Annotated in this window: 15 protein-coding genes, 1 tRNA gene, 1 other RNA gene and 1 pseudogene; 14 read left to right on the top strand and 4 right to left on the bottom strand. The window is 70.7% G+C overall.

Annotated features, from left to right (window positions below; all coding sequences use genetic code 11):
- The 3 genes and pseudogenes from IEY86_RS31015 to IEY86_RS31005 form a co-directional block, all read left to right on the top strand.
- Positions 1-333: pseudogene (locus IEY86_RS31015) on the top strand (DNA repair protein RadA); the annotation flags it as partial.
- A gap of 112 nt (positions 334-445) precedes the next feature.
- Positions 446-676 carry a helix-turn-helix domain-containing protein gene (locus IEY86_RS31010; protein WP_189135233.1) on the top strand — a complete coding sequence of 77 codons (231 nt, stop codon included), beginning with the start codon at positions 446-448 and terminating at the stop codon, positions 674-676.
- 11 nt (positions 677-687) lie between these two features.
- The gene (locus IEY86_RS31005) at positions 688-1,959 is read left to right on the top strand and encodes a tyrosine-type recombinase/integrase (RefSeq protein ID WP_189135243.1); all 1,272 of its coding nucleotides are present in this window, start codon (positions 688-690) and stop codon (positions 1,957-1,959) included.
- A 79-nt stretch (positions 1,960-2,038) separates the two neighbouring features.
- On the opposite strand, the gene IEY86_RS31000 is transcribed toward IEY86_RS31005, so the two are convergent.
- Positions 2,039-2,123, bottom strand: a tRNA-Ser gene (locus IEY86_RS31000).
- Between the two features lie 98 nt (positions 2,124-2,221).
- On the opposite strand from IEY86_RS31000, the gene ffs reads away from it, so the two are divergent.
- The 11 genes from ffs (at position 2,222) to IEY86_RS30945 (ending at position 14,017) form a co-directional block, all read left to right on the top strand.
- Positions 2,222-2,312: signal recognition particle sRNA small type (gene ffs / locus IEY86_RS30995), an RNA gene on the top strand.
- Between the two features lie 120 nt (positions 2,313-2,432).
- Positions 2,433-4,631, top strand: coding sequence for a DNA polymerase III subunit gamma and tau (locus tag IEY86_RS30990; protein WP_189135232.1), 2,199 nt, complete (start codon positions 2,433-2,435; stop codon positions 4,629-4,631).
- Between the two features lie 154 nt (positions 4,632-4,785).
- On the top strand, positions 4,786-5,124 hold the full coding sequence (locus tag IEY86_RS30985) for a YbaB/EbfC family nucleoid-associated protein (RefSeq protein WP_189135231.1): 339 nt from the start codon (positions 4,786-4,788) through the stop codon (positions 5,122-5,124).
- 178 nt (positions 5,125-5,302) lie between these two features.
- Positions 5,303-5,902, top strand: coding sequence for a recombination mediator RecR (recR, locus tag IEY86_RS30980; RefSeq protein WP_189135230.1), 600 nt, complete (start codon positions 5,303-5,305; stop codon positions 5,900-5,902).
- Positions 5,895-6,596, top strand: coding sequence for a DUF5063 domain-containing protein (locus tag IEY86_RS30975; RefSeq protein ID WP_229698905.1), 702 nt, complete (start codon positions 5,895-5,897; stop codon positions 6,594-6,596). The genes recR and IEY86_RS30975 overlap by 8 nt, the downstream gene beginning before the upstream one ends.
- A gap of 268 nt (positions 6,597-6,864) precedes the next feature.
- Complete coding sequence (locus tag IEY86_RS30970) at positions 6,865-8,025, top strand: DUF3103 family protein (RefSeq protein ID WP_229698904.1); 1,161 nt, start codon at positions 6,865-6,867, stop codon at positions 8,023-8,025.
- A 265-nt stretch (positions 8,026-8,290) separates the two neighbouring features.
- The gene (locus IEY86_RS30965) at positions 8,291-9,562 is read left to right on the top strand and encodes an aspartate kinase (protein WP_189135229.1); all 1,272 of its coding nucleotides are present in this window, start codon (positions 8,291-8,293) and stop codon (positions 9,560-9,562) included.
- A complete protein-coding gene (locus tag IEY86_RS30960; RefSeq protein ID WP_189135228.1) occupies positions 9,559-10,647 on the top strand; it encodes an aspartate-semialdehyde dehydrogenase in 1,089 nt (362 codons plus the stop codon). The genes IEY86_RS30965 and IEY86_RS30960 overlap by 4 nt, the downstream gene beginning before the upstream one ends.
- Positions 10,648-11,076: 429 nt before the next feature.
- A complete protein-coding gene (locus IEY86_RS30955; RefSeq protein WP_189135240.1) occupies positions 11,077-11,643 on the top strand; it encodes a SigE family RNA polymerase sigma factor in 567 nt (188 codons plus the stop codon).
- Entirely contained in the window at positions 11,640-12,956 is a 1,317-nt protein-coding gene (locus IEY86_RS30950) for a hypothetical protein (protein WP_189135227.1), read from the top strand. The genes IEY86_RS30955 and IEY86_RS30950 overlap by 4 nt, the downstream gene beginning before the upstream one ends.
- 188 nt (positions 12,957-13,144) lie before the next feature.
- Positions 13,145-14,017: an SURF1 family protein gene (locus IEY86_RS30945; protein WP_189135226.1), complete on the top strand. Its 873-nt coding sequence runs from the start codon at positions 13,145-13,147 to the stop codon at positions 14,015-14,017.
- A gap of 7 nt (positions 14,018-14,024) precedes the next feature.
- Here the strand turns inward: IEY86_RS30945 and IEY86_RS30940 are convergent, their stop codons facing one another.
- The 3 genes from IEY86_RS30940 to IEY86_RS30930 form a co-directional block, all read right to left on the bottom strand.
- Positions 14,025-15,800 carry a S9 family peptidase gene (locus tag IEY86_RS30940; protein ID WP_229698903.1) on the bottom strand — a complete coding sequence of 592 codons (1,776 nt, stop codon included), beginning with the start codon at positions 15,798-15,800 and terminating at the stop codon, positions 14,025-14,027.
- Positions 15,797-17,539: an ATP-binding SpoIIE family protein phosphatase gene (locus IEY86_RS30935; RefSeq protein ID WP_189135238.1), complete on the bottom strand. Its 1,743-nt coding sequence runs from the start codon at positions 17,537-17,539 to the stop codon at positions 15,797-15,799. The genes IEY86_RS30940 and IEY86_RS30935 overlap by 4 nt, the downstream gene beginning before the upstream one ends.
- 159 nt (positions 17,540-17,698) lie before the next feature.
- On the bottom strand, positions 17,699-18,991 hold the full coding sequence (locus IEY86_RS30930; protein WP_189135225.1) for an RNA polymerase sigma factor: 1,293 nt from the start codon (positions 18,989-18,991) through the stop codon (positions 17,699-17,701).
- Between the last annotated feature and the right edge of the window lie 56 nt (positions 18,992-19,047).

Here is a 19,047-nt window from a genome sequence, read left to right as displayed (position 1 = left end):
GCCCGCGGACAGGCGGACGGCATCCTGCACGTCACCGGCCGCGACGTGGACGAAGCCGAATACGCCCTCTCCTTCCACGCCGCATCCGGCGCCTGGCAACTCCTCGAAGGCCCCGCCACCGACCACACCATCGGCGACACCCGAGCAACCATCCTGCGCCACGTCCGAGCCAACCCCGGCGCCCGCCCCAAGGAGTTGTCCGAGGCGACCGGCCTAGAGATCGGCCTTGCCCGAAAGACCTGCGCCCGCATGGTCGATGACTGCCAACTGCGTCGGGACTCCGGCGGCGCCTACTTCGCGCCCGGCTCCGAGACACAGGAGGGACAGGTATGAGGCGTCCCGGCTGTCCTACTGTCCTGGCTGCCTGTCTGACCAGCGCAAACAGCCCGGACACGGCTCCCCTAGCCGTGTCCCGGCTGTCCTGGCCCAACGAGAGGACCGAACCGTGAGCGACACCACCGCCGCAGCGCCCACCTTTGATCCCACGTTGGCGTTGCTCACCGTCGAGGAGGCTGCTCGGCGCCTCAGGATCGGCCGAACGACCTGCTACAGCCTCATTCGTTCGGGAGAGCTGGAGTCCGTGCCTGTCGGGCGGCTCCGGCGAGTCCCTGCTGACGCCGTGACGGAATTCGTCTCACGGCTTCGCATGACCCACCGCACCCACACCGCTGCATGAGGAGCCGCGTCATGACAGAGAAAGAGACGCGGACTCGTCAGCCGAACGGGGCATCGTCCATTTATCTCGGGAAGGACGGGAAGTGGCACGGCCGCGTCACCGTCGGTGTGCGGGACGACGGCAAGCCCGACCGGCGCCACGTCGAGCGCAAGACCAAGGCCGAAGTCACCAAGGCTGTTCGGGAGCTGGAAAAGCAGCGCGATTCCGGGACCGTCCGCAAGCCGGGCAAGCCGTGGACGGTCAAGATGTGGCTCTCGCATTGGATCGAGAACATCGCGAAGCCCTCGGTGAGCGAGAACAGTTACGACGGCTACGAAGTCGCCGTGCGCGTACACCTCATCCCCGGATTGGGCGCACACCGAATCGATCGACTCGAGCCCGAGCACCTGGAGCGGTTCTACCGGAAGATGCAGGACAGGGGCAGCAAGCCCGCAACGGCTCACCAGGCCCACCGCACGATGCGTACCGCGCTGGGTGAAGCCGTGCGGCGTGGGCACATCACGGTCAACCCGGCGGAGATCGCCAAAGCCCCTCGGCTCGAAGAGGATGAGATCGAGCCGTACACGGTGGACGAGGTGCAGAGCCTTCTTCTCGAAGCGGCGAAGAGGCCCAACAGCGCCCGTTGGGTTCTCGCGCTCGGGCTCGGACTCCGGCAGGGCGAAGCACTCGGACTGAAGTGGGAGGACGTAGACCTCGAAGCCGGATACATCCGCACCCGCAAGAACCGTCTGCGGCCGAAGTATGCGCACGGCTGTGGTGACACCTGCGGACGAAAACCGGGGTACTGCCCGGAACGCCGACAGATTCGGCGGGAGACAAAGCCCACGAAGTCTCGGGCGGGTCGCCGCACGATCGGCTTGCCGGATGAACTGGTGAAGCTGCTGTGCAAGCACAAGGAAGCGCAGGACCGACAACGGAATGAGGCCGCCGACGGGTGGAGCGAGAAGGGGTACGTGTTCACCAAGCCGGACGGTGAACCGCTCATCCCGAACACCGACTACCACGAGTGGAAGAAGCTCCTGGCGGACGCGGGTGTGCGGGATGGGCGGCTGCATGACGCACGCCACACCGCGGGGACCGTGCTCCTGCTACTGGGAGTCCCGGACAGAATCGTCGACGCGATCATGGGTTGGGAGCCCGGTGGGGCAGCACGGATGCGGGCGCGGTACATGCACGTCACGGATCCGATGCTGAAGCGGGTGGCGAAGCAGGTGGGCAACGCCCTCTGGGGAGCTCCCGACGACGGCGACTCCCCAGAGCAGGGGCCCGACGAGGGCGACTGAGACGGAAACTGAGACGGAAGATCACGAAAGCCCCCGCCGGGACCCGGCGAGGGCTTTCGTTTTGGCTGGTCAGCCGATGCGGAGGATACGAGATTCGAACTCGTGAGGGGTTGCCCCCAACACGCTTTCCAAGCGTGCGCCCTAGGCCTCTAGGCGAATCCTCCGTGGGAAAGAGTACAAGACGTGGAGGAGTGCTCGCGAACCCGTTCCCCGGGGGTGGGGGCTGGTCGGGAGGGGGTGGGGGATCCGCTACGCTGATACCAGCCCCTCGTGCGGCGCTATCTCGCTGAACCCCCCCAGGGCCGGAAGGCAGCAAGGGTAGGTGAGCTCTGGCGGGTGCGCGAGGGGTCCTTGCGTTCCGGGGGCATCGCGTTCCGGGGTCCCTGCGTTCCGGGGTCCCTGCGTTCCGGGGTCCCTGCGTTCCGGGGTCCCTGCGTTCCGGGGTCCCTGCGTTCCGGGAACCGTGGCTCCGGATGTCGGTGGGGACCTATATCGTCGGTAGCGTGTCGCTCGCTCTGTACCGCCGCTATCGCCCCGAGGCCTTCTCCGAGGTCATCGGGCAGGAGCACGTAACCGGCCCCTTGCAGCAGGCGCTGCGGAACAACCGGGTCAACCACGCGTACCTGTTCAGCGGCCCCCGCGGCTGCGGGAAGACGACCAGCGCGCGGATCCTGGCCCGCTGCCTGAACTGCGAGAAGGGCCCCACGCCCACGCCCTGCGGGGAGTGCCAGTCCTGCCAGGACCTGGCGAGGAACGGCCCCGGGTCGATCGACGTCATCGAGATCGACGCCGCGTCCCACGGTGGTGTGGACGACGCCCGTGACCTGCGTGAGAAGGCGTTCTTCGGGCCTGCCTCCAGCCGGTACAAGATCTACATCATCGACGAGGCGCACATGGTCACCTCGGCGGGGTTCAACGCCCTGCTGAAGGTGGTCGAGGAGCCGCCGGAGCATCTGAAGTTCATCTTCGCGACCACCGAGCCCGAGAAGGTCATCGGCACCATCCGGTCGCGCACCCACCACTACCCCTTCCGCCTCGTGCCCCCCGGCACCCTCAGGGACTATCTGGGCGAGGTCTGCGGGCGTGAGCAGATCCCCGTCGAGGACGGTGTGCTGCCGCTCGTGGTGCGGGCGGGGGCCGGTTCGGTCCGGGACTCGATGTCGGTGATGGACCAGTTGCTCGCCGGGGCCGGTGAGCAGGGTGTGACGTACGCCATGGCCACCGCCCTGCTCGGCTACACCGATTCCGCCCTGCTCGACGAGGTGGTGGACGCCTTCGCCGCTCATGACGGCGCGGCGGTGTTCGAGATCGTCGACCGGGTCATCGAGGGCGGCCACGACCCGCGCCGCTTCGTCGCCGATCTGCTGGAGCGGCTGCGTGACCTGGTGATCCTGTCGGCTGTTCCGGAAGCACTGGAGAAGGGGCTGCTCGATGCCCCGGCCGATGTCGTGGAGCGGATGCAGGCGCAGGCCTCGGTCTTCGGCGGCGCCGAGCTCAGCCGGGCCGCTGACCTGGTGAACGCGGGGCTGACCGAGATGCGCGGGGCCACCTCGCCGCGGTTGCAGCTGGAGCTGATCTGCGCCCGGGTCCTGTTGCCCGGTGCCTACGACGACGAGCGGTCCTTGCAGGCAAGGCTGGACAAGCTGGAGCGCCGGGCGGCGTTCGGCGGCGCGGTGGGGGCAGTGGGTGACGCCGGCCCCGTGGGACCGGCCGCTCCCGCGGGTCACGCCCCGCCTGCGGTGAGCGTGCCCGGTCCGCCTCCCGCCCCACCACAGTCCGCGCCGGCGCCCACGCCACCTGCGCCGACGCCCCTGCCACCTGCGGCGGCGCCCGCTCACGCCCCCGGTCAGCCGACCGCTCCGCCGGAGTCCGCCGCGCCGCCTTCCGCTGCTACGGGCGGGGACGGCCAGCGGCCCGGTGCCTGGCCCGTCCCGCGCAGCTTCCCAGGGCAGGGCGGCCAGCCCCCGGCGCAGCCCGCACCCGCCCCCCAAGCGCCCCAAGCTCCGCAGGCGTCGACACCCGCCCCGCAGCCACCTGCCGCCGCCTCCGCCGCGCCTTCCGCCGCCGCGGCGGAAGGCGCCGCCGGGGTGCGCCAGATGTGGCCGCAGATCCTGGAGGCGGTGAAGAACCGCCGCCGCTTCACCTGGATCCTGCTCAGCCAGAACGCGCAGGTGGCGGGCTTCGACGGGAACACCCTGCAGGTCTCGTTCAGCAACCCCGGCGCGCGCGACAGCTTCGCCAACGGCGGCAGCGACGAGGTGCTGCGCCAGGCGATCAGCGAGCAGTTCGGCGTGCAGTGGAAGGTTGAGGCGATCGTCGACCCGTCGGGCGGGATGGGCTCGCCCATTCCCTCCTCGCCGGTGTCCCCTCCCGCCCCGCCACCGCGCCCGGCCGCGCCGCCGCCTCCGCCTCCGGCGAGCCCGCCGTCCCCATCCGGCTCCGCGGCCTCTTCCGCCTCATCCGCACCGGCCTCCTCGGCGTCGCCGACGTCCGCGGCCCCGCGCCCCCACCCCACCGCTCCGCCGCCCCCGCCCGCTCCACCATCGGTGGCCCCCGAGGACGACATTCCCGAGGACGACGACCCCGATCTCGACGACACCGCGCTGACCGGCCACGATCTGATCGTGAGCGAGCTCGGGGCGACCGTGATCGAGGAGATCTCGCACGACTAGGGCCACGACGGCCACAGCCGGGCGGGATCCGTGCCGGGCCCCGGTGTCATCGGGCTTTGCGCAAGGCATACAGCGATCACACGCGGGACCACGTAGGCTCGCTCTACCGCTACTACAAGCGTTACAGCACCGTCGTCAGGTAGGAGCAGAACCAGTGATCCCCGGTGGCCAGCAGCCCAATATGCAGCAGCTCCTCAAGCAGGCTCAGAAGATGCAGCAAGAGCTCGCCGCTGCCCAGGCGGAGCTCGCCGACACCATGGTCGAGGGCACTGCGGGCGGCGGCCTGGTCAAGGCGACCGTGAGCGGCGCCGGCGAGCTGCAGAGCCTGCAGATCTCCTCGGAGGCGGTCGACCCGGACGACACCGAGACCCTGGCCGATCTGATCCTGGCCGCGGTCCGCGACGCCAACAACTCCGCGCAGGACCTCCAGCAGAAGAAGCTCGGCCCGCTCGCACAGGGACTGGGCGGGGGCATGCCGGGACTGCCCTTCTGAGCTCCGGGACTTCTGAGCTCCGGCCGGAAGCGGCACGACAGGCAGGACGGCAGGACAGGCAGGACGGCAGGACGGCAGGACAGGCGGGACAAGCAGGGCGGCCGAACCGGCCGAACCGGCTCAACAAGCCGAACAAACCGAACAAGCCGGACGAGCGGGAGAAGAAGGAAGGCGGAACGTGTACGAGGGCGTGGTCCAGGACCTCATCGACGAGTTGGGCAGGCTGCCCGGCGTCGGTCCCAAGAGCGCGCAGCGAATCGCCTTCCACATCCTGCAGTCCGACCCCGTCGATGTGCGCCGCCTCGCGCACGCGCTCACCGAGGTCAAGGAGAAGGTGCGTTTCTGCGCCATCTGCGGCAACGTCGCCCAGGACGAGCACTGCCGCGTCTGCCAGGATCCCCGGCGCGACATCGCCGTGATCTGCGTCGTCGAGGAGCCGAAGGACGTCGTCGCGATCGAGCGCACCCGGGAGTTCCGCGGCCGGTATCACGTGCTGGGCGGGGCGATCAGCCCCATCGAGGGCGTCGGTCCGGAGGATCTGCGGATAAGGGAACTGCTGGCCAGGCTCGCCGATGGCGCTGTCACCGAGCTGATTCTGGCCACAGACCCGAACCTGGAAGGGGAAGCCACGGCCACCTATCTCGCCCGGATGGTGAAACCCATGGGTTTGAAGGTGACCAGGCTGGCCAGCGGTCTACCCGTGGGGGGAGACCTGGAGTACGCCGACGAGGTCACGCTGGGACGTGCCTTCGAAGGGAGACGACTGCTCGATGTCTGACACGGTCAACACGACAACTGCCGCCGAGGCCGTTCCGCCCGGGTCCGCACGCAAGATCGCGGAAGCGGGTCCCACGGACTTCGCGGTTCAGATCAGCGACCAGATCGAGAGCTTCATCGTCGCGGTTCGGGAAGTCGCCAAGGGCGACGAGCCGGGCAGCGCGATCTCCATGCTGTTGCTGGAGGTCTCCCAATTGCTGCTGGCGGGCGGCCGCTTGGGCGCGGTGGAGGATGTACTGCCCGATGAGCGGTACGAGCCCGACGCGGGCCCCGAGCCGGACGCCGACCAGTTGCGGGAGCGTCTGGCGGTGCTGCTGGAGCCGATCGATGTCTACTCGGAGGTCTTCGACCCGTACGCGTCGCCGCCCACTCCGGTGGCGTGCCGGATCTCGGACGATCTCGCCGACGTCGTCACCGACCTCACGCATGGCCTTGTCCACTACAAGGCGGGGCGTACGGCGGAGGCGCTGTGGTGGTGGCAGTTCTCCTACCTGTCGAACTGGGGCGCCACGGTGAGCGCGGTGCTGCGTGCTCTGCAGTCGCTGGTGGCGCATGTCCGGCTGGACACGCCGCTGGACGCGATGGCCGACGGTATGGACACCGACAGCGCGGCGGCGGACGAGAACATGGAGAAGGAGGCGGGGGCGGTGATGGCGGCCGAAATCGCCGAACCGCTGGGCCTCAAGCCCCGCTGAGGACCCCCTCCGGATTTCGGAGCAGCTGATCTCCCACAGANCCCCCCCCCCCCGCCTCTTGCGCTGCCTGGAGGCAGTTTGCTCCGCCTCTTCTGTTCATGCCGAGTCCCTTGCGGTTTCTGGCATGTCAGCGTCATTCTTTCCCCAGCGGGGTCTACTCGCATAGACCCGCCTGGTTCCGCCAGATCCACGGCTCCATCCTCAGCGCACCCGGAACACCTCAGCCGCCCGGGCCCGGGCGGCTGCCCGTTTGCTCCAGGAGGACCTCTTGAGCAGAGAGAACGTACGGCGCAACGCTTTCGCCGGCGTCATGCTCTCGGCCGCCGCCGTCGCCGCCGTGCAGGGCGCCATCACGCCCGCAGCCCACGCGGCCCCGGCGCCGGCCCCATCCCCACACCACGCCACGCACCCCCGCACGTCCGCCGTCACCCGTATCGAGGACCGGACGGCACGGGCCGTTGCCGCTTCGCTGGCGGACCCGGCCTGGCGCTCCGAGGTGCGGACCGCGGCCCTCGCCTCCCGCCAGGTCGACCTGCGCGCCCTGGCCGCCCATGCCCCCGCAGGGGCCGGGGCGCATCTGAAGTCCGCCGTCACCAAGGCCGACCGGGCCGTCACCGCCGCGAAGGGGCTCGGCAGGAACACCGGCTCCCTCCTGCGCGTCCGCCTGGGCGCCGACTCGATGCGCAAGGACCTCACCGCGGGTGCCGTCCCCCTGGTGGCCGTCGCTCCCGCCGACGACCACGCCAGGACCGCCACCGCCTACGACAGCCGGGGCCGGGCCCACCTCCTGGATCTGACCCGGGTTCCCGAGAGTCCCGTCTACCTCGTCGACATCGACGTCGACAAGGCGCTCACGGCCGGCCTGGACGTGCTGCGCCAGGAGTTCGCCGAGCGGGGCCTGTCCGCCCCGCGCCCGGCGCCGGCCCGCACGGCGGCCGCGGGCATGTGGACCACCCGGATCAACGCGGTCGAGCTCTCGGACGACGAGGAGCCCTGGTTCAAGGGTGACGCCGAGATCTATTCGCTGGTCAGCGGCTTCGGCTGGGACGGCAAGGTCCGCGTCGACCCGGTCGACATGCCCTACCTGGACAACGACGGGCACGTCTACTACCCCAACCAGATCCTGGTCAACTGGTCCAACTACAAGTACAACCTCGCCGACGCCGTGATGATGGAGGAGGACGGCAGCACCAACTACCGCGACCTCGCGAAGGCCATCGCCACCGCCCTGCTCACCATCGCCGACCAGGGCGCCTACATCCCATTGGTCAACGCCGTCCTGGACGCCATCCCGAACGACTGGTGGACCGACGACCCGGACTACGTCGACTCCTGGTACACCCTCGCCAGGAACGACTCCGGCCGCCGCAACGGAGCACGCGGCAACGGTTGGATGACCGTCGAGCCCTACTACGTCCAGGGCTTCTGACACCGAGGCCCGGCCACGCCCGTCGTGTGATGCGCACCACTTCAGGCGTGGCCGGGCCCTCCGCTGGGCAGGTGCCGCCTTCGAGCGGGCTTCCCTGGTCGGTCATGACCGCATGCGATGGATCTGGTTCATTTTCTGAGCAAGAGATCTCAGTATGTGGTATCGCCAGGGGGTTGGGAGCCCGCTCGTTAGACTGAGAGCCGACCGCATTCCCCCCTGCGGGGTCCGGGCAGCGACCCGGAAGACACAGTTGCGAGGAGCGCACGTGGGCCTTGTCGTGCAGAAGTACGGCGGCTCCTCCGTTGCCGATGCCGAAGGCATCAAGCGAGTTGCCAAGCGAATCGTCGATGCCAAGAAGACCGGCCACGAAGTGGTCGTCGTGGTGTCGGCGATGGGTGACACTACGGACGAGCTGATCGACCTCGCGGAGCAGGTATCCCCGATCCCTGCCGGCCGCGAGTTCGACATGCTGCTGACCGCCGGAGAGCGGATCTCCATGGCACTGCTGGCGATGGCGATCAAAAACCTCGGACACGAGGCGCTGTCGTTCACAGGCAGCCAGGCAGGAGTCATCACCGACTCGGTCCACAACAAAGCGCGCATTATCGACGTGACCCCCGGGCGTATCCGGGACGCGCTCGACCTCGGTGCGGTCGCGATCGTTGCGGGCTTCCAGGGCGTGTCCCAGGAGAGCAAGGACATCACCACCCTCGGCCGGGGCGGCTCCGACACCACCGCGGTTGCGTTGGCGGCGGCTCTGGACGCCGAGGTGTGCGAGATCTACACCGACGTGGACGGCGTGTTCACCGCCGACCCGCGTGTGGTGAAGAAGGCTCGCAAGATCAACGACATCCCCTACGAGGACATGCTCGAACTCGCGGCCAGCGGCTCCAAGGTGCTGCACCTGCGCTGTGTCGAGTACGCCCGCCGCTACGCCATTCCCATCCACGTCCGGTCGTCGTTCTCCGGCCACGTGGGCACCTGGGTGCGCAACAAGCCCGAAGGAGCAGAAGCCATGGAGCAGGCGATCATCTCCGGGGTCGCCCACGATACGTCCGAGGCCAAGATCACGGTCGTGGGTGTGCCGGACAAGCCCGGTGAGGCGGCGCAGATCTTCCGCACGATCGCCGACGCCGAGCTGAACATTGACATGGTCGTGCAGAACGTGTCGGCTGCCGCCACCGGCCTGACCGACATCTCGTTCACCCTTCCGAAGACCGACGGCCACAAGGCCATCGAGTCGCTGAAGAAGGCGCAGCCCCAGATCGGCTTCGAGTCCCTGCGCTACGACGACCAGATCGGCAAGATCTCCCTGGTCGGCGCGGGTATGCGCACCAACCCCGGTGTCACGGCGACGTTCTTCGAGGCGCTGTCCAACGCGGGTGTGAACATCGAGCTGATCTCCACCTCCGAGATCCGCATCTCCGTCGTCACCCGCGAGGACGAGGTCAAGGACGCGGTCCGTGCCGTGCACACGGCCTTCGGCCTCGACAGCGACAGCAGCGAGGCCGTCGTCTATGGAGGCACCGGCCGATGACTCCCCAGCTGAGCGGCCGGAGGAAGCCGACGCTTGCTGTGGTCGGCGCGACCGGTGCGGTCGGCACCGTCGTGCTCGAGCTGCTGTCGACGCGCGAGGACGTGTGGGGCGAGATCCGCCTCGTCGCGTCCCCGCGCTCGGCGGGGCGCAAGCTCATGGTGCGCGGTGAGGAGGTCGAGGTCGTCGCCCTGAGCGAGGAGTGCTTCGACGGCGTCGACGTGGCCATGTTCGACGTGCCGGACGAACTGTCCGCGCAGTGGGCGCCGATCGCCGCGTCCAAGGGCGCGGTCGTGGTGGACAATTCGGGCGCGTTCCGCATGGACGGCGATGTGCCGCTGGTGGTGCCGGAGGTGAACGCGCACTCGGCGCGGGTGCGTCCGCGCGGCATCATCTCCAACCCCAACTGCACGACGCTCTCCATGATCGTCGCATTGGGCGCCCTCCACGCCGAACTCGGCCTCACCGAGCTGATCGTCTCCTCGTACCAGGCGGTCTCGGGCGCTGGACAGGTGGGGATAGAGACGCTGCGCGACCAGATCACCAAGGTCGCGGGCTCCAACCTGGGCACGCAGCCGGGCGATGTCCGCCGGGCCGTGGGCGACTTCGGGCCGTTCCCGGCACCGATGGCGCTCAACGTCGTGCCGTGGGCGGGCTCGCTGCAGGACGACGGGTGGTCCTCCGAGGAACTCAAGGTGCGCAATGAGTCGCGCAAGATCCTTGGGCTTCCGGATCTGCGGGTCAGCGCCACCTGCGTCCGCGTCCCGGTGATCACCACGCACTCGCTGACGGTGCACGCGCGTTTCGAGCGCGAGGTCACCGTCGATCGGGCGCACGAGATCCTGCGCGGTGCGCCCGGAGTGGTGCTCTACGACAACCCGGCCGAGGGGGAGTTCCCGACCCCGGCCGACGTCGTCGGCACGGACCCGACATGGGTGGGGCGGGTACGGCGTTCGCTCGACGACCCGACCGCGCTCGAGCTGTTCGTCTGCGGGGACAACCTGCGCAAGGGCGCCGCGCTGAACACGGCGCAGATCGCCGAGGTCGTCGCCGCGGAGCTCGGCCAGTCGGGACCGTCCTCCGGCTGATACGAAGTCCTTCGTCTTGTCAATCAGGGTCCTTCGTCTTGTCAAGCAGGCAAAACGCGGCATGGTTTGCCCCTGTTGGGCCGTTGCGCCCGCAGAAACAGTCTGCTCGGCTTGATCTGAAGAAGAATTCGGTCGAAAATTCGTGCCTCTGTCTCCCGCAGCCGGAACCGCGGTGAGGCAGGGGGCGTCTTTGTGTCCGGGCTTCCCCCGTGCGTGGAACGGTTCGCTGACAGACGGTTGTTGCGCGGAGGGTGAGAAGGCCAGTGGTACCGGACGAACATGGACGCTTCAGGCGCCGGAAAAATCGGTGTCCGCAACGTACAACCCTGGCGGGGGGACGCGTGTCCAACAGTCGTGGCAGAGGCACTGGGTATCGAGACGGTCAGCCGCGGCGAGCGTATGCCGCGGGCGCTTCGTGCGCCCAGCGGCCTGCCCGTGATCGCGCCTTGGCCCATCGTGCGTCTTCCCGCTGACCGCGGCGAGCGCGACGAGACAGTGGCAATCGGGACCACGGTCGACCATCTGACCGAGACCTACCGCGTCCACTACCGATCCCTGCTGGGACTCGCCGCGCTCCTGCTCGACGACACCGCCTCCTGCGAGGACGTGGTCCAGGAGGCATTCATCCGAGTGCACTCCGCGCGCAGCCGCGTCCGGGAGCCCGAGAAGACCCTCGCCTACCTGCGCCAGACCGTGGTGAACCTCTCCCGGTCCGCGCTGCGCCGCCGCATCCTCGGCCTGCGTCTGCTGTCCAAGCCGATGCCCGACATGGCCAGCGCGGAAGAGGGCGCCTACGAGCAGCTCGAACGCGACCAGCTCATCAAGGCGCTGCGCGGCCTCCAGCGCCGCCAGCGCGAGGTCCTGGTGCTGCGCTACTTCGCCGACATGACCGAGGCGCAGGCGGCCGAGACCCTCGGTATATCGGTGGGTTCGGTCAAGGCGTACGGCTCCCGCGGTATCGCGGCGTTGCGCGTCGCCATGGAGGCGCAGTCATGACCTCCTCCAAGGAACCCATGGACCCCAATCCCAAGGAACCCCAGGATTCGGTGGACGCCAGGGATCACAGCGATTCCCCCAACGAGTGTCCCGACCCCACCCAGTACGAGCGGATGGCATCACAAGACGACGACCGCGAGGTCGGACCCACGCCCGAACAGACGCCCGACGCCACCGCCGAGGGCGCCACGGGCGCCGAGAGTCGGCCGTCGAGCGGGCTCCCCACCGGACCCGCGGCCGAGCGCCCCGCCCCGGACGACCTCGCCGTCGATGACTTCGACTTCGTGGACCTCGACTTCGCGGACCTCGACTCCGACGAGTCCGGCGGACTCACCTCGGAGGAGGAGGTGCTGCGCCGCCTCCTCCAGAACTCCGTCCAGGGACTCGAGGGCTCGCCCCGTGCGCTGGAGCACCTGCGCCGCGCCGTTCCGGCGCGGCGGGCGCACCGCCGCCAGGCCCTCGTGGGCGCGGCGGCCTCCATGCTCCTCGCGGTGACGGCCGTCCCGGCGCTCATCCACACCGCCAACACCTCCAGCAGTTCGGCCGCGTCGCCGCTCGGCAACACCGCCTCCCACGAGTCCCGGGGCGGCACAGGCGGGGCCAGCGCAGGTCCGAGCGCGAAGCCCCAGGACAAGCCGCACGGCGCCGACTCCTCGAAGGGCACGGACGAGGGCTCCGGGGGCAAGGACAAGGGCTCCAAGGGCGCTCCGTCCGGCGGGGCCTCCGCCGGTCCGTCCCAGACGCCGGACGTCCAGGCCACCCACGACGCCAACTCATCCGCCTGCACGGCGGGCCAGTTCACCAACGGCAGCCCCGAGATCGGCGCTCCCGACGGCGAGGGCAAGGTCTACGGCACATTCACCGTCTCCAACAGCTCGACCGAGAGCTGCTCGGTCAGCGGCCCCGGATCGCTGAGCGCCGCGGCCCAGAGCGGCGCCGATCCCAGCCGTGTCAGCCAGGCCCAGCACACCGCGGGCGACCCGGCGACCGAGCTTCCCGCCACCGCGGCGCAGGAGTTCGTGCTGGAGCCCGGGCAGTCGTTCCAGGTGAAGTTCGGATGGGTGCCCGCCTCCGGCGGCAACGGCTGCGACACGGGCCCTCCGTCCACCACCGACAGCGGCGGCGGGACGAGCGGCACCACCGAGGGCGACAGCGGCACGGGCAGCACCCCGGCCGCCGAGCCGGACCCGCCGCAGGCCGGCAGCGTCACGGTGACCTATGCCCCGGAGGGGGGCGGCGCGGCGAGCGCCACGGTGCAGAACGTGTGCGCCGGCACCGTCTACTACACCCCGCCGATCGCACCGGCGGCGTAGCGGGGAGCAAAGACCTCGGAGGGGGAGGAGAGCGGGGGCGGGTCCCATGGGACCCGCCCCCGTTGTTTGTGCCGGGGCTCCCGCGCCGGGCTTGCGGGGCGGCCTTCTGGCGGAAACGACCGGGCGCGGGGAGCGCTGCCGTGCGGGGTGGCTGCGGGCGTGGGCCGGGGCGCCGTTACCGTTGACCCGTGTACCGGTTCCTCCTCACCCCGCGCCGGCTCGCCGGCACCCTGCTCGCCGTACTGGCCGTCGTGGTCTGCGTGCTCATGGGCACCTGGCAGCTGGGGCGCTTCGGCGACCGGGTGGAGTCCCACCGCGAGGCGGAGCAGCGGCCCGGGACGTCGGCGCCGGCGGTGCCGTTCGGCCAGGTGCTGGTCTCGCCGCAGGACGCGGTCGGTCCCGGGGACGCGGGGAAGACGGTCACCGCGAGTGGCCGGTACGACGCCCGCCACCAACTCGTCGTACCCGACCGGGCCCTCCACGGCAGGCCCGGGTACTACGTGCTGACCCTCCTGCGCGTGGACGGCGGGGGCGCGGCCGTCCCCGTGGTGCGCGGCTGGCACGAGGGCAGGGCGCCCACCGCGGCGGACGCTCCCCCCTCCGGCCCCGTGACCGTGCGCGGCACGCTCCAGCAGCCGGAGGACAACGACACCGGGGGCGCCCACGCCGGAGGCCTGCCCGTCGGCCAGCTCGGGGTGATCAGGGCGTCGTCGCTGGTCAACGTGGTCCCGTATTCCGTGCACAACGCCTGGGTGGCGCTGTCGGACGCGGACCCGGGACTGAAGCCGGTGCCTCCGGTGGCGCCGCACGGCAGCGGACTGGACATCAAGGCGTTCCAGAACCTCGGCTACACCGGTGAGTGGTTCGTCTTCGCGGGCTTCGTGCTCTTCATGTGGTTCCGCTTCGCTCGTCGCGAGGCGGAGGCCCGGCGCGACATCGAGCTCGGGTTGGTGCCGGACGCGCCGGACGTGAGGGACGCGCCGGACGTGAGGGGCGTGCCCGCGACGCCCGCCGCGGGGTCGGCGGAAGAAACGACGACGGAACCGGCACCCGCCCCGTAGAGCGCGCTCACCCCAGGTGGCGCCTGGCGAAGTCCAGCTCCAGCCGCACCTGCTTGATCCGCTCCTCCACGACCAGCGACCCGTGCCCCGCGTCGTACCGGTAGACCTCGTGGACCTTGCCCAACTCCTCCAGCTTCTCGACATAGTTGTCGATCTGCCGGATCGGGCAGCGCGGATCGTTCATCCCGGCGCTGATGTACACCGGCGCCATGACCTTCTCCACGTAGGTCAGCGGGGACGATGCCTCGTACCGCTCGGGCACTTCTTCCGGCGTGCCGCCCACCAGCGTGCGGTCCATCGCCTTCAGGGCTTCCATCTCGTCGTGGTACGCGGTGACGTAGTCCGCGATCGGCACGGCGGCGAGCCCGACGGTCCATGCGTCCGGCTGCGTCCCGAGGCCCAGCAGGGTGAGATACCCGCCCCAGGAACCCCCGGACAGCACCAGTTTGCGCGGGTCCGCGAGCCCGGACTGCACGGCCCACTCGCGCACGGCCGCGATGTCCTCGAGCTCGATCAGCCCCACACGGTGGCGCAGCGCGTCCGTCCACTCGCGCCCGTAGCCGGTCGACCCCCGGTAGTTGACGCGCACGACCGCGAACCCGTGGTCCAGCCAGGCGCCCGGCCCGGCCGAGAACGCGTCGCTGTCGTGCCAGGTCGGCCCGCCGTGGATCTCGAAGACGGTCGGGAACGGTCCCTCACCGGCCGGTCTCTGCACCAGGGCGTGCACCCTGCCGCCCGGGCCCTCCACCCACGCGTCCTCCACGGGCAGCGACTCCGGCGCCCGCAGCCCGGGGGCCTCCAGCACCACGTCACCGCTCGTCGTCCGCACGGCGGGCGGCAGGGCCGAGGAGGACCAGAGGAACTCCACCTGCCCGTCCGGCCGCGCCGTGGCGCCCGACACCGAACCCGGCGGGGTGTCGAGCCGGGTCAGCTCGGCGCTCGACAGGTCGTAGCGGAAGAGTTCGCTGCGGGCCTGGAAGGAGTGCACGACCAGCAGGGCGCTTCCGTCCGCATACCACTCCGCGGCCACGTCCCCCGGCAGCTCGAAGTCGAGCTCGGTCTCGCCTGCCCCGGCCGTGTCCCAGATCAGCGGCTCCCAGCGTCCCCGCCGCTGGTGCCCGACCAGCAGCCGCCGGTCGCCCTCGACCGGGGCGAAACCCAGGCACTCCAGGCCGAGTGGCTCGTCGCCCCGCCCGGTGTCGTCGAGTTCGGCGACGGTGGCGCCGCTCAGGTCCACGACCCTCAGCGCGGCATGCATGGCGTCGCCGTGCTCGGTGTGCTCGATCGCGATCAGCGTTCCGTCGTGGGACAGGTCGCCGACGCCGGCGGACTCCCGGTGGCGGTAGATCTCCACGGGCTCGGCATCGGGACGGACCACATGGACCGTCGAGCCGTCCTCGTCCGTGGAGCGCCCGACGACGGCCAGGCCGTCCCGCCCGAGGGCGAGTCCCGCGGAGTAGGAGGGCTCGAGGCCGGGGGTGGCCGGCTCGTCCTCGCCGCCCGTGAACGGCTGGCGCATCCACACGCCGAACTCGTCGCCGTCGGTGTCGCGGAACCACCAGATCCACTCGCCGTCGGGGGTGAGAACGCCGTCCGTCGTCCCGTTCGGCCGGTCGGTCACCTGCCGCCGTGAGCCGCTCGCCCGGTCCCAGGCGTAGAGCTCGTAGGTTCCCGTCGTGTTGGAGACGAACAGCGACCTGTCCGGTGCGTCCTCCGCCCAGTCCGGCAGTCCCACCCGCGGCGCCCGGAACCGCTTCTCCCAAGCAGGCATCTCATCGGTCATCCCCCCATCAAACCCGATGCCGTCCCGGAACCCGCCGGGATGTCCTGCTCCGCCCACACCACCTTGCCGGTCGTGGTGCGGCAGGAGCCCCAGCGGCGGCAGAGCATATTGATCAGCTGGAGGCCGCGGCCGCCCTCGTCGATGAGCGAGACGGGCTGGATCTGCGGCAGGTCGGGACCGGTGTCGGAGACCTCGACACACAGGCGCTCGTACCGGATCAGCCGCAGCTCTCCGGGGGCGCCTCCGTAGCGCAGGGCGTTCCCGACCAGCTCGCTCACGACCAGCTCGGTGACCTCGACGAGGTCGTCCATGCCCCACAGCTCGAGCTGTTCCTTGACGATCTTGCGTGCCTCGCCGGCCGCCGACCCGTCCGGGGAGAGCGTCCAGACCCGCACCTCGGCCTCCGGCTCCAGCGGCTTGGTGCCCGCCACCAGCACGATCGCGTCGTCCGAGCGGTCGCCGCCCATCCGGGCGCTCAGCAGCTCGCACGGATTGCCCTCGCCCGGCCGAAGACCGCGTGCGGCCTCCCGCAGAAGCTCCAGCTGAGTGTCGAGATCCTCGGTCCGGGACTTGATCAGGCCGTCCGTGAAGAGCAGCAGCCCGCCGCCGTCGGGGGCGCGGCACTCCACGGGGTCGTAAGGGATCACCCCGGCGCCGATCGGGCCGCCGACGGGCACGTCCACGTACTGCGCCTCGCCGTCGGCGAAGAGCAGGAGGGGAGGCGGGTGGCCCGCGCTGGCCATCCGGAAGGTGGCGGTGGCGGCGTCGTACACCGCGCACAGGCAGGTCGCCACCTGGTCCTCCTCCAGGTCCCGCGCGGCGAGGTCCAGACGGGCGAGCACCCGCTCCGGCGCGATGTCCAGCGCCATGAGGGTGCGGGCCACCGAGCGCATGCTGCCCATCGTGGCGGCCCCGGACAGGCCCCGCCCCATCACGTCCCCGACCATCAGCGCGGTCCGCCCGCTCGGCAGGGCCACCACGTCGAACCAGTCGCCGCCCACCCTGCCCGGGTCGGGCGTGGGGGTGTAGCAGGAGGCGACATCCAGACCGGGGGTGCTGGGGGTGACCCTCGGCAGCAGGGCGCGCTGGAGGGTGACGACGTGCTCGCGTTCACGGCCGTAGAGGCGGGCGTTGTCGATGAAGACCGCGGCCTTGGAGGCCAGCTCCATGGCCAGCGCCAGATCGGTGGTGCTGAACGGAGGCCGCTTCCCCACCCGTATGAAGTCCGCGGCCCCCAGCAGCACGCCGCGGGCGATCAGCGGCACCGCCATGTAGCTGTGGACGCCCTCGCGCCGCATTTTCAGCGCGGCACTCCTCGTCGGCGCTATCCGGTTGAAGGTCTCCGAGGTCATCCTGGTGACCAGCACCGGCTCCCGGGTCTCCAGGCAGCGGCTGGACAGCCCCTCCGGGGTGTGCGTCGACAGGTGCCCCACCGGATCCGGCTCCAGGTCGAGGCCGTCGATCTGCGCCACGGCCATCGCCCGGGTCACCGGGGTGCCGGGCAGCCGCCAGCGGTCCCCCTCCTCGCCGCGCAGAATCGATTCGAGCAGGTCCACCGCGCATCCGTCGGCGAGCCGGGGCACGGTGAACTCGGCCAGCTCGCCCGCGGTCCGCTCCAGATCGAGGGTGGTGCCGATGCGCTCGCCGGCCTCGTTGAGCCACGCCAGACGCCGCGGCACGGTCAGCAGGTCGGCCACCGCCCCCACCGCCCGCCGCAAAGGCAACGGCCCACGCGCCATGCGGTCCAGACGCCACCGAGAGCGTCCCGGCCACCGGTCGTCGCGCACGCGCTGCCTCCTCCCGTGCCCCTGCTCCCGATTCTGCCCTCTGGCGGCATCCGCGGCCTCTGGAGCGCGAGAAGTCGGGATTCTCCCCGGATCGGCCTGGATCAGCAGGGATCAGGGGATGGCGGTGGCGCCCTCGCCGCGCGCGCAGGCCCCAGCACGGTCGAGGAGCAGGGCGCGTTCACGCTCGTTCCGCGTGAGGGAGGCCGCGCGCTCGAACTCCTCCCGTGCCTCCTCGTACCGCCCGAGCCTGGCGAGCAGGTCACCGCGCACGCTCGGCAGCAGGTGGTAGGCCTTGAGCGACGGCTTCGACGTCAGTGTGTCGACGAGCTCCAGGCCCTCGGCGGGGCCGAACGCCATGGAGAGCGCGACCGCGCGGTTCAGCTCCACGACGGGTGAGGGCGCGCGCCGCGCCAGCGCTTCGTACAGCGCCGCGATCCGCACCCAGTCCGTCTCCTCCGCGGTCCCGGCGCGGGCGTGGCAGGCGGCGAGCGCGGCCTGCAGGGCGTAGGGACCGGCCGCCCCGCCCAGCGCCTCCGCCCGCTCCAGGGCGGCGAGACCGCGGCCGATGAGCAAGCGGTCCCAGCGGGAGCGGTCCTGCTCCAGTAGGAGGACGGGCTCCCCGGACGGCCCGGTCCTGGCCGCCGAACGCGATGCCTGGATCTCCATGAGCGAGACGAGGCCGTGCACCTCGGGCTCCTTCGGCACCAGCTCGGCCAGGATCCGGCCCAGCCTCAGCGCCTCCTCGCACAGCGCCGGGCGCATCCACTCGTCACCGGCCGTCGCCGAGTAGCCCTCGTTGAAGACGAGGTAGACCACCTCGAGCACCGACGAGAGGCGGGCGTCCCGCTCGTCCCCCTCGGGGGCCTCGAAGCGGACACCCGCCTTCGCGAGGGTGCGCTTGGCGCGCACGATGCGCTGGGCGATCGTCGGTTCGGGGACGAGGAACGCCCGCGCGATCTCGTCGGTCGTCAGCCCGCCGAGCAGGCGCAGCGTCAGCGCCACACGGGCTTCGGTGGACAGGACCGGGTGGCAGGCGGTGAACACCAGGCGCAGCAGATCGTCGCCGATGTCGTCGTCGAGGCCGGCGCTGAAGTCCGGCTCGGCCCACTCACCACCGGTCTCGAGCTCATGGCCGAGCTCCTCCAGCTTGCGCTGGAACCGCTCCTTGCGGCGCAGCAGGTCGATCGCCCGGCGTTTGCCCGTGGCCATGAGCCAGGCGCCCGGATTGCGCGGGACGCCCGACTCGGGCCACTGTTCGAGCGCGGCGACCAGAGCGTCCTGGGCGAGTTCCTCGGCCAGGCCGATGTCGTGCACCATCCGCGCGAGACCGGCGATCAGGCGCGCCGACTCGATGCGCCAGACGGCGTCGATGGCGCGATGGGTGTCGGAAGCGCTCACGGACATCCATCAGATCAGCCCCGCTCCCGGCGCCGCAAGCGGTCGGGGCCGCGCCGTGCTCG

This window comes from Wenjunlia tyrosinilytica, assembly GCF_014646055.1.
GTDB classification, from domain to species: Bacteria; Actinomycetota; Actinomycetes; order Streptomycetales; family Streptomycetaceae; genus Wenjunlia; species Wenjunlia tyrosinilytica.
This window is presented reverse-complemented; position numbering and strand designations above follow the sequence as displayed.

Excerpts from the sequence above, each read along its gene's own strand:
- IEY86_RS31005 (WP_189135243.1), top strand. The coding sequence starts at position 688 with ATGACAGAGAAAGAGACGCGGACTCGTCAGCCGAACGGGGCATCGTCC.
- IEY86_RS30990 (WP_189135232.1), top strand. The coding sequence starts at position 2,433 with ATGTCGGTGGGGACCTATATCGTCGGTAGCGTGTCGCTCGCTCTGTAC.
- IEY86_RS30975 (WP_229698905.1), top strand. The coding sequence starts at position 5,895 with ATGTCTGACACGGTCAACACGACAACTGCCGCCGAGGCCGTTCCGCCC.
- IEY86_RS30960 (WP_189135228.1), top strand. The coding sequence starts at position 9,559 with ATGACTCCCCAGCTGAGCGGCCGGAGGAAGCCGACGCTTGCTGTGGTC.
- IEY86_RS30950 (WP_189135227.1), top strand. The coding sequence starts at position 11,640 with ATGACCTCCTCCAAGGAACCCATGGACCCCAATCCCAAGGAACCCCAG.
- IEY86_RS30940 (WP_229698903.1), bottom strand. The coding sequence starts at position 15,800 with ATGACCGATGAGATGCCTGCTTGGGAGAAGCGGTTCCGGGCGCCGCGG.
- IEY86_RS30935 (WP_189135238.1), bottom strand. The coding sequence starts at position 17,539 with ATGGCGCGTGGGCCGTTGCCTTTGCGGCGGGCGGTGGGGGCGGTGGCC.
- IEY86_RS30930 (WP_189135225.1), bottom strand. The coding sequence starts at position 18,991 with ATGTCCGTGAGCGCTTCCGACACCCATCGCGCCATCGACGCCGTCTGG.